Origin of the sequence: Methyloceanibacter sp., from assembly GCF_049590335.1 — a bacterium.
Lineage (GTDB): Bacteria > Pseudomonadota > Alphaproteobacteria > Rhizobiales > Methyloligellaceae > Methyloceanibacter.
On the sequence record NZ_JBAWCQ010000177.1, the window covers coordinates 1 to 2,708 of the forward strand.

Below are 2,708 nucleotides of genomic sequence, written 5' to 3' on the forward strand. Positions count from 1 at the left end.
ACCTCGTCCGATTACGATCGTGAGAAGCTGCAAGAGCGGCTGGCGAAACTCGCCGGCGGTGTTGCCGTGATCAAGGTTGGCGGCGCCACCGAGATGGAGGTGAAGGAGAAGAAGGATCGCGTCGACGATGCGTTGAACGCGACCCGCGCGGCCGTCGAAGAAGGCATCGTGCCGGGCGGCGGCGTTGCGCTGCTGCGTGCGCTCGAGGCGATCGAGTCTCTCCGCGCCGGCAATGACGACCAGAAGATCGGTATCAACATCGTCCGCCGCGCCCTTCAGGCCCCGCTGCGTCAGATCGCCGAGAATGCCGGCGAAGACGGCGCCGTTGTCGTGGGCAAGATCCTCGACAAGAAGGACTACAATTTCGGCTACAACGCCGCGACCGGCGAATACGGCAATCTGGTCAAGCAAGGCGTGATCGACCCGGCGAAGGTCGTCCGCACCGCGCTGCAGGATGCTTCCTCCGTGGCCGGCCTCCTTATCACGACCGAGGCCATGGTCGCCGAGCTGCCCAAGAAGGGCGGCGCCGCACCTGCCATGCCGGGCGGCGACATGGGTGGCATGGGCGGTATGGGTGGCATGGGCTTCTAAGCCTCACCCGACCCGTCGCGTCCTTTTTTGGGTGCACCGAGAAACATAGAGCCGCGCCTTCGGGCGCGGCTTTTTGTTTGGGGCTAGCTACCGCCGTCCGCCGCCAGCGCCTTCGCCAATGCCAGCAAGCCCTCGCGATCCTCGGCAAAGCCGCCCTCAATCCAGAGCTGCTCGACCCTGCTCAGCATGTCGCCGATTTCCGGACCGGAGAACTTGCCCAGCGCTGTGATGTCCGTGCCGCGCAAGGAAAAGACCGGCGCGTCCCAGCGCTCAGCCAACGTCGCGGCGCTGCGCCAAGCGGGGTCCGTCACGGGCGCATCGCCATTCGCCCAGGCAAGCAACACGCGCGCGGCGTAAGCGGTCGGTCCCAGCGCATAGAGTTTTCGTTTTGCCGCCGCTTCGTCCGGCAAGGCATCGACGAAGGGGACGCCGCCCAATGCGAGCAGGGCCTGTTCAGCATTGGAAAGTTTGAAGCGGCGCGCAAGACGTTTTGCATCCTCGGGGACGAACACGGCCAGCGCGGCGAGCCGCAGGATCGCATGGGGCTTGCGATCCAGGGCGTCCTCGATCCCAATGAGACGCGCGAACCGGGACAACTTTGGCGCGGCTCCAAGAATGTCGCAGAGCAACCCATAGTTGAACAGCACCGACACCGCCTCGGAGGCCTGCGGTGCCACCAGCAGACGTTTTACTTCGCTCGCAACACGTTCCGCCGAAAGCTGACGCAAGCCCGCCCGCGCACGCACGCACGCGGAGAGGCCGGCGGCATCGAATGCGCCCCGGCCGTACCACGCGTTGAAGCGGAAGAAACGCAGAATGCGTAAGTAGTCTTCCTTGATGCGCATGGCCGGATCGCCGATGAAGCGGACGCGCCCGGCCATGAGATCCGGATAGCCGCCAAGCGGGTCGAACAGCGTCCCATCCATGCCAGCATAGAGCGCGTTAAGGGTGAAGTCCCGCCTCGCCGCATCTTCCGCCCAGTCCTCGGTGAAGGAGACCGTGGCATGCCGGCCGAAGGTCTCCACATCGTGCCGCAGGGTCGTAACCTCGAATGAGACACCGTCGGCGACGAGCGTCACCGTGCCATGTGCAAGACCGGTCGGAATGGCTTTGAGACCTGCCTTGCGCGCACGGGCGATGACCTCCTCAGGGGCAATCGTCGTGGCGAAGTCGACATCGGCGACCGGCAGTCCGAGCAACGCATCGCGCAACGCACCGCCGACCGCGCGCGTCGCGCCAGTCTCGCCTGAAAGCGCCGCGAACACGCGAAGGGTCTCAGGCCGCGCAAGCCAAGGGGCCGCGTCGAGCGACGGCGGCGCCAAGTCATGGCTGGTGTCTTGCGGTGTGTCGTGCTCGGCCATGAGGGTTGGTCCGATAGGAAGGGCGGCGGGTCAATTGATACCGCCCGGTTTGATGACGCCGTCTTCCAGAACGGAGGGTTGATAGCTGCCGTCGCGATCGCCGCCGGAAAACTCGACCAGCGTGAACAGCCCCACGAACAAGACCACGAGGCCGGCGATAACAAGCCAGAGAAACGGCGCCCCCGCCATCGCTCGGTTGGGTGCCACGCCCTTCACCCACACCACATAGGCCGCGTAGACCAAGAAGGGCAGCAGAAACAAAAGGATGTTGATCAGAATAACGCGAAACATCAGGCCCGGCAGTCTCCCCAAGATCGGTTATTCGGCACGGTCTTCATGCGTCTTTGGTGCAGGAGCTTAGCGGCGCGATGCGCACAATGCGAGCGCGCTTTCCCTCGGCCGCGTGCGCCGGCATCGCACATCCTTTCTTACTCATCCATCGGGAACGGAAAAAACGCGCCGTCACTCCACACGCCCAGCCCCGCCTCTGTCTCCACCGTCATATCGGCCAGCTCGTAATAGACCGCGCGCGAAAGCTGTGCCCTCAGCCCGTCTCGCACATCCACGAATGGTGCCTGCCCGCCTTCGGGTTCGGCGTGAAATCCGATGGCATGTGCAGGACCCGCCGTCACCTCGTCGTCGACATTGGTGGTGAAGGTCTGGCGCTGGTCTGATCCCTCACCGTTCCGGGTCATCGCGACCGCGATGAACGGCTCGCCCTCGACCTCGATGGGCACCTTCTCCACTCGCGTGACG

3 protein-coding genes and 1 pseudogene are annotated in these 2,708 nt (G+C 64.6%); 1 reads left to right on the forward strand and 3 read right to left on the reverse strand.

What is annotated here, in order from left to right; translation table 11 throughout:
* On the forward strand, window positions 1–591 hold a 591-nt coding region (locus tag WBQ77_RS12720), incomplete at its 5' end, for a TCP-1/cpn60 chaperonin family protein (RefSeq protein WP_424060516.1).
* A gap of 83 nt (window positions 592–674) precedes the next feature.
* On the opposite strand, the gene WBQ77_RS12725 is transcribed toward WBQ77_RS12720, so the two are convergent.
* The 3 genes and pseudogenes from WBQ77_RS12725 to WBQ77_RS12735 form a co-directional block, all read right to left on the reverse strand.
* Window positions 675–1,952, reverse strand: coding sequence for a CCA tRNA nucleotidyltransferase (locus WBQ77_RS12725; protein WP_424060517.1), 1,278 nt, complete (start codon window positions 1,950–1,952; stop codon window positions 675–677).
* A 30-nt stretch (window positions 1,953–1,982) separates the two neighbouring features.
* Entirely contained in the window at window positions 1,983–2,243 is a 261-nt protein-coding gene (locus WBQ77_RS12730) for a DUF6111 family protein (RefSeq protein ID WP_424045248.1), read from the reverse strand.
* A 137-nt stretch (window positions 2,244–2,380) separates the two neighbouring features.
* Window positions 2,381–2,708, reverse strand: a pseudogene (locus tag WBQ77_RS12735) (DUF1285 domain-containing protein); the annotation flags it as partial.

What these genes read in the sequence shown, in the direction of transcription:
- WBQ77_RS12725 (WP_424060517.1), bottom strand. Translation starts at nt 1,952, where the DNA reads ATGGCCGAGCACGACACACCGCAAGACACCAGCCATGACTTGGCGCCG.
- WBQ77_RS12730 (WP_424045248.1), bottom strand. Translation starts at nt 2,243, where the DNA reads ATGTTTCGCGTTATTCTGATCAACATCCTTTTGTTTCTGCTGCCCTTC.